The 7030-nt window shown below is 66.2% G+C and carries 4 protein-coding genes; 2 read left to right on the top strand and 2 right to left on the bottom strand.

Annotation, left to right across the window (positions count from 1 at the left end; all coding sequences use genetic code 11):
* Positions 1 to 1211: 1211 nt before the first annotated feature.
* Positions 1212 to 2552 carry a hypothetical protein gene (locus ACIDOF_RS37335; RefSeq protein ID WP_409010721.1) on the bottom strand — a complete coding sequence of 447 codons (1341 nt, stop codon included), beginning with the start codon at positions 2550 to 2552 and terminating at the stop codon, positions 1212 to 1214.
* A gap of 513 nt (positions 2553 to 3065) precedes the next feature.
* Between ACIDOF_RS37335 and ACIDOF_RS37330 the strand changes: the two genes are divergently transcribed.
* Together ACIDOF_RS37330 and ACIDOF_RS37325 are read left to right on the top strand one after the other, a co-directional pair.
* Complete coding sequence (locus ACIDOF_RS37330) at positions 3066 to 4073, top strand: serine/threonine-protein kinase (protein ID WP_409010720.1); 1008 nt, start codon at positions 3066 to 3068, stop codon at positions 4071 to 4073.
* Positions 4074 to 4369: 296 nt separating this feature from the next.
* Positions 4370 to 5734, top strand: coding sequence for a hypothetical protein (locus ACIDOF_RS37325; RefSeq protein ID WP_409010719.1), 1365 nt, complete (start codon positions 4370 to 4372; stop codon positions 5732 to 5734).
* A 140-nt stretch (positions 5735 to 5874) separates the two neighbouring features.
* Here ACIDOF_RS37325 and ACIDOF_RS37320 read toward each other — a convergent pair.
* On the bottom strand, positions 5875 to 7030 hold a 1156-nt coding region (locus tag ACIDOF_RS37320), incomplete at its 5' end, for a SpoIIE family protein phosphatase (protein ID WP_409010718.1).

Raw genomic sequence — 7030 nt, 5'->3', positions numbered from 1 at the left:
GCGCGCGGTCTGCTCCGCAGACACGACGCGCCGCCCCTACGGGGCGGATGAATTGCCGCGCTCCGCGCGGGAATTCCAGCTCCGCTGGAATTCGCACCGGTCAACTCCGTTGCCCGGTGCGGGAATTGCTCCGCAATTCCCTTGGAGGAAATCGCTCCGCGATTCCCTTGGAGGAAATCGCTCCGCGATTTCCTCTGAAAGGCGCTGGCTAGCGGACGGGGTGCCGGACGAGTTTCGGCTCTTCCGTTCCTGACTGGACCTCAGCTCCCAGATATTCACGCTCTTTTCAATTAGACACAACCATAACGCACCCCAACACCTCGTGAAATCACCTGACTTGGTCTCCTGCTTCAGCACTCCAACTGCGCCCACATCCCAATTCCCATCAATTTCCTCCGCCAGCACAGGAATTAGTGAACTCATCGACCCAGCACCGCCTGCTGAACCCACCAACTGCCCAAGCAGTCACCTCTGCGTGAGACCAGGCGGCGAACGAGCATGCCGTCACGCTCGGCAACGCTCCTCTACACGGCGCGAGCCCTCGACCGAGGCATCTCATGTTCAAGGCACACATAGCCGGCGTGGCGCCAAGAGGGCCAGAGCTGCAAGCCGGGCAAACGCGAAGGCGGACAGAGAGGCAACCGGATGCTGCCCAATCAGCCCAGGCCAGGTGGGAGTTGCGTGCCTAGCCCCTTGCTTCTTGAAGGTGCGACGTGTCAGATCCGCACCACGGAAGAGGAGTAAGTCGATGCCCACCCGTCAGGCTTACGGGGCGCAGCGCCCGCAGCCCCGCCAGAAGAACGCGTACGCAGAACTCCGGGTCGGTGGTACACGCATTACCACCACACGCCGGACCTTCCGGAATATCGTGCGTGTGGTCACGCTTGGATCGGCCGTCGTGGTCGCCGTCGTACTGAACCTCATCTAAGTACCCGAGGGTGCTGCAGGGCCCTCGTGGCAGGAGGGCAGCATCTGGATGGCCGCCTCCTCGAGGGTGTTCAGCGTGGAGGGCGTATTGGGGTGCGGTCATGGTGTGGCGGCTGTGTGCCAGCTGCGCCTTGAACTGCTCCTCTGGGTCGGGCAGTTGGGTGTTCTCCACGGAGTGCTTGAGTTCCCCGGCGATTAACAGGGCGATGGGGCGCAGGCTGGTGTTGTCTGCGCCCCATCGTTGTGGGTGTCGATGTCGGTTCGGATGGTCTGTAGGGGTTGGGCTAGTCGGGGATGCGGGACGGGCAAGTGCTGAAGGGTTCGTTCAGGATGCAGTTGAAGAGTGCTGCCCAGTCGCTGCTGATGTCGGCGGCTCCTGCTTTCACGGTGTCGTCGCAGGACTTGTCGGTCAGGCCCCAGAGGGAGCCGTCCGGCCAGCCGGCTTGCTGCGTTCGGGTCTGGACGACGTCGAGGCAGGCCTGTGGTGCGTTCAGGCGCTTGAGTTCCTCGACGAGTTCCAGGTACTTGGGGTCGGTCACTGCCCTGGTCTGCTCGTCGAGTGTTGCCTTGGCCGCGGCCCGCTCCGATTCGGAGGAGCTGGCGCTCTGGTAGATCTTCAGCGCTTCGGTGTTCTTCTGCAGCTTCTTCTGGATCTTCTTCTTGTCCTCCGGGTTTGTCGGTGCGGTGCTCGGCTTCTCGGCGGCCAGTACGCCGCCGAGGAGTACGTCGGCGAACTTGGAGTAGAAGGCCTTCCCGGCCGCGTCGAGGTTGGGGTCCGTGAGGCCTGTAATGACCTTGTTCAGGTGCCCTAGGGCTACCAGGTAGATGATCTGGTCTTCTTGGGGTGCTTTCGGGTCGAAGGCCTTCTGGGACGCCTCGACGATGCCGCGCGCGATCTTGTTGAACCTGTCGCGCTCTTGCTGGGACAGGGTGTTGTCCTGGCTGAGCCGCAGGGCCTCTCCCAGTCCCTGGGCGAGATCTGAGGCGAACTTGTCGTCCCCTGTCGGTGCCTCGGTGGCCTGCTTGAGGAGGTCGTCCAGCGTCTTCTGGGCCTTCGCCTTTTGCTGGGCTGAGAGGTTGGATTCCGAGATCCGGGTGGTCACCTGCTTCTTGATCTCTTCCGGAGTCAGCTTCTGGAATTCCTGTGTCTGGGCGGTGGGGGCGTCCTCGTCTTCGCCCGGGAGCACGCCTTGCTTGTCGGTTTCCTCGTCCGTGCCCTGTTCGCCCTCCTGGGGCTGGGTCTGCTCGGCGTCCTGGGGCGGTGGTGTCTGTTCGCCTTCTTGGGGCGGCGGCTGCTCGCCTTCCTGCGGCGGCTGCTGCTCTTGCTCTTGGGGCGGAGGGGGTTGTACCGGGTTGGCGTCGGTCGGAGGGGGCGGCGGTGTCGGTTCTGCCTCGTTGGTTTCTGCTGCCTGGGCCTGGGTCGGTGCGGCAGGGTCTGCTTCAGCAGGCGTGCCTGCTGCCAGGGTTGTGCCGGACGTGGGGGTTATGGGGGCTGCTGTTGCGGCGGTTGCGGGGAGGGTGATGCCTCCGGCGATGACGGCAGCCGATACCACCGCTGTGGCCAGGCCGAGTTGGCGCTTGGGGCGGGAGTTGTTGCGGGGGCTGTTCGTGGGGTTCACGTTCACGGTTTCTCCTGTGCGGCGGGGCGCCTGTCGTCTGTGTTGTGCGGCTTCTTGTCGGTCCGGTGTTTTCCGGTGGGGCCGTACAACCAGTAGACCGATTTGATCTGTTTTGGTCACGACCCGAGGGCTCGTGGCTTGACGGATGCAAAGGGGTCGAGTTACGGCGCCTCGGTGGCGCGCAGGGTCTGGCCTGGGCCGGGGGGTGCTGAGGCCGGGGCGTGAGGCGTGGGCGGCCGGGGAATTCTGGTTCCGGCCTGGGGAAATTCCGTGGCGTGTTGCTCTCTGTAGTCGTAGGGGCGGGGTTCCGTACGGAATTTATGGCTGATGCGTTGTAATCATCCGAACTTGTTCTGATTTCCCGTCAGCTGCGGTCTTGGGGCTGGGTGTTGATGAGAGCAAAGTGGCGATTTCTTATTCAAGTGTCCCGGGTAGGTTTCTGGTCGTGGTGGGGTGGGGTGGTGGATAGAATTTGTTTGTGTATTGGGGTTTGTCGTTTTTGGCGGGCCGGGGTGTGTGATGGGTGCTGTGGGTGGTGGGAAGGCGTCTGCGGGGCGGATGGTCGGGGCGCGGGTTGCGGGGTATCGGGTGGAGGGTGAGTTGGGTCGGGGTGGGATGGCTGTGGTGTATCGGGCGAGGGATTTGCGGCTGCAGCGTACGGTGGCGTTGAAGTTGCTGCCTGAGGACATGGTTCGTAATGACACTTTTCGTCGGCGGTTTGCGCATGAGCAGCGGGTGGCGGCGGCTTTGGATCATCCTCATATCGTGCCGATTTTTGAGGCCGGTGAGGCGGATGGTGTTTTGTATATTGCTATGCGGTATGTGCCGGGGCCGGATTTGCGGGCGTTGTTGGATCGGGATGGTCCTTTGTCGGTTTCGGCTGCGTTGCGTATTGCTGCGCAGGTGGCTTCTGCTTTGGGGGCGGCGCATGAGCATGGTTTGGTGCATCGGGATGTGAAGCCGGGGAATGTGCTGGTGGCTGGGGGGACGGACAGTGATCATCCTGAGCATGTGTATCTCACGGATTTTGGGTTGACGAAGAAGTCTTTGTCGTTGACTGGTTTTACGTCTGTGGGTGAGTTTGTGGGGACGCTTGATTATGTGGCGCCGGAGCAGATTGCGGGTCGTCCGGTGGACGGCAGGTGTGATTTGTACAGCCTTGCTTGTGTTGTTTATGAGACGTTGGCGGGGCAGCCGCCGTTCAGGCGTGAGGATGCGTTGGAGCTTTTGTGGGCTCATCAGTACGACGTTCCGCCGGCCTTGAGTGAGAGGTGTTCGGGTGTGGGGGCGGCGGTGGATGATGTGTTGGCTCGGGCTTTGGCCAAGGCGCCTGAGGATCGTTTCGGGTCTTGTGTTGAGTTTGTGGCTGCTTTGCGTGCGGCGTTTCGGGGTGGTGGGGCGGGGTCGGCTGGGGGGTCGGGGTCGGGGGTGCGTGTGGCGACGCGGGTGGATCGTGCGGGTGGTGGGGCTTTGCCTGATCTTCCGGTGTGGGCTCGGCCGGTTTTCGGTGGGTTGTCGTCTGCGTAGGGGTGGGGTTTTTCAACTGCCGTGTTGGGGCGGTGAGTTGGTCTCGTGAGCCCTGTTCCCGGGGCTGTTCTCGGGGCTGCTCTCGGGGGCTGTTTTCGGGGGGCTTCTGGCGTAAGGGGTGTCGCGTTTTCGTGGCCCGTATCCGAATTGTTTGCATTCGTCAAGTCACGAACCCTCGGAACGTGACCAAAACGGACTAAACGGGCCTACTGGTTGTGCGGCCTCGCCGGAGACATCACGGACGGCATCGCGGTCGCAGACCCCACGCAAGCGCTCTTCCCGCCTCAGGAGGAATCATGAACACCACGTCCCCCACGCCCCGTAACGCCCGTTCCAAGCGTCCGCTGGCTCTGGCCACTGCCGCGGTGTCGGCTGTCGTCGTCGCCGGAGGTGTCGTTCTGCCGGCGACTGCTGCGTCGGCGGCTCCGATGTCCTCGACGTCGGCCACGACCGCGGCCCCCCAGCACGGCAAGCACAAGCTGGACTACTGCTGGGGCAAGCATCACAACAAGGACCACAAGCCCGGTAACGGCGGCAACGGCGGCAACGGCACCGGCGGTACCGGCAACGGCGGCGCCGGAGGCAACGGCGGCCCTGGCGGCAACGGCGGTAACGGCGGTAACGGCGGCAATGGCACCGGCGGTACCGGTACCGGTGGCAACGGCGGTAACGGCGGCGGCACCAGCACTCCCGAGGGCGGCCACGACAGCACCACCGGTGGCGGCGCCGGCGGCGACGGCGGTAACGGCACCGGCGGTACGGGCAACGGCGGCGCCGGAGGCAACGGCGGCCCGGGCGGCAACGGCGGTAACGGCGGCAACGGGACCGGCGGGAACGGCACCGGTGGCAACGGCGGTAACGGCGGGACCGGCGGCCACCACACCGACCACCACGAGAAGAACACCTGCTGGGCCGGCGGCAAGAAGTTCCACTGGCACAAGAAGTACAAGGTTTATTACATCGTGGTGAAGCACCACAAGCTGTACTTCTGGGACAGCTACAAGGACTTCCACTTCTTCGCCAAGCCCCACAACAAGCACTACTGGAAGCACGTGGACCACCACGACCGCTGGTGGGAGGACGAGAAGCACTGGTGCGACGAGGACAAGATCAAGGACAAGATCGAGGACAAGGAGGACGAGGACAAGGACAAGGAGCCGGACACGGACGAAGGCAAGGACACCGACGAGACCAAGGGCGGTGACGGCGGCGACGGCGAGGGCGGTGCCGGTAACGGTGGCGCCGGAGGCGAAGGCGGTGACGGCGGTGACGGCGTCGGCGGCGACGGCAACGGCGGCGCGGGCGGCACCGACGGCGACGGCGGCAACGGCACCGGAGGCACCGGCAACGGCGGCGCCGGAGGCTCGGGCGGCAACGGTGGCGACGGGACCGGCGGCACCGGCAACGGCGGGGCCGGCGGCGAAGGCGGTGACGGTGGCGACGGCACTGGCGGCACCGGCAACGGCGGCGCGGGCGGCACCGACGGTGACGGCGGCAACGGCACCGGAGGCACCGGCAACGGCGGCGCCGGTGGGGCCGGCGGCAACGGCGGCGACGGCACTGGCGGCACCGGCAACGGTGGGGCCGGAGGCGTGGGCGGCAACGGCGGCAACGGCACCGGGGGCGCGGGCAACGGAGGTGCCGGTGGCGGCGTCCTGTAGGGCGTAAGGGGATGAGGGCGGCAGACGGCGTGAGTCGTCTGCCGCCCTTGCTCTTGCCGTAGGCCCGTACGCCCGTACGCCCGTTGGCCCGTAGGCCCGTACGCCTGAAGCCCGTACGCCTGATGGCTGTGGGCTGTGGGTCAGCCGGGGGTGAGGAACTGTTCGGCCCAGACGGTTTTGCCGGTGGCCGTGTGGCGGGTGCCCCAGCGCTGGGCGAGCTGGCCGACCAGGAGCAGGCCGCGGCCGCCTTCGTCGAAGAGGCGGGCGCGGCGCAGGTGGGGGGCGGTGTTGCTGGAGTCGAAGACTTCGGTGATGAGGGTGTTGCCGGTGTGGATGAGGCGGAGGTGGATGGGGGGCCGGCCGTAGCGGATGGCGTTGGTGACGAGTTCGCTGACGACGAGTTCGGTGACGAAGGCGGTGTCGTCGAGGTTCCAGGTGTGGAGTTGGTCGGTGGTGAGGTGGCGGGCCTGGGCGACGGCGGTGGGGGTGGAGTCGAGGGGGTGGGTGGCGATGCGGTGGGGGTCGAGGGCTTTGGTGCGGGCGAGGAGCAGGGCGATGTCGTCGTCGGGGCGGTGGGTGAGCATCGTGGTGAGGATGCGGTCGCAGATGGTGTCGAGGTGAGTGGCGGGGCGGGCGAGGGTGGTGAAGAGGCGGTCGAGGGCTTCGTCGATGTCGTGGTCGCGGATTTCGAGGAGGCCGTCGGTGTAGAGGGTGATGAGGCTGCCTTCGGCGAGTTCGGTTTCGTACGTCTCGAAGGGGAGGCCGCCGAGGCCGAGCGGGGGGCCGGGGGGTACGTCGAGGAAGCGGACGGTGCCGTCGGGGGCGACGACGGCGGGTGGGGGGTGGCCGGCGCGGGCGAGGGTGAGGTGGCGGGTGGTGGGGTCGTAGACGGCGTAGAGGCAGGTGGTGCCGATGCCGGTGGCGGCTTCGGTGGTGGCGGTGGGGTCTTCGTCGGCGGAGAGGTGCAGGACGAGGTCGTCGAGGTGGGTGAGGAGTTCGTCGGGGGGCAGGTCGACGTCGGCGAGGGTGCGTACGGCGGTGCGGAGGCGGCCCATGGTGGCGGAGGCGCGGATGCCGTGGCCGACGACGTCGCCGACGACGAGGGCGACGCGGGTGCCGGAGAGGGGGATGACGTCGAACCAGTCGCCGCCGACGCCGAGGCGGTCGCTGGCGGGCAGGTAGCGGGTGGCGATGTCGAGGGCCTGCTGGTCGGGGAGGGTCTGCGGGAGGAGGCTGCGCTGCAGGGTGACGGTGGTGGTGTGGTCCCGGGTGTGAGGGGTGTGGGGGGTTGGGGTG

Origin of the sequence: Streptomyces sp. Da 82-17, assembly GCF_046098215.1 — a bacterium.
Classification (GTDB): Bacteria; Actinomycetota; Actinomycetes; order Streptomycetales; family Streptomycetaceae; genus Streptomyces.
The sequence above is the reverse complement of the archived record's forward strand: the minus strand, read 5'-3'. Positions and strand labels throughout refer to the sequence as shown.

Bases quoted from the DNA above. Each gene is read 5' to 3' on its own strand.
- ACIDOF_RS37330 (WP_409010720.1), top strand. From the start codon at position 3,066: ATGGGTGCTGTGGGTGGTGGGAAGGCGTCTGCGGGGCGGATGGTCGGG.
- ACIDOF_RS37325 (WP_409010719.1), top strand. From the start codon at position 4,370: ATGAACACCACGTCCCCCACGCCCCGTAACGCCCGTTCCAAGCGTCCG.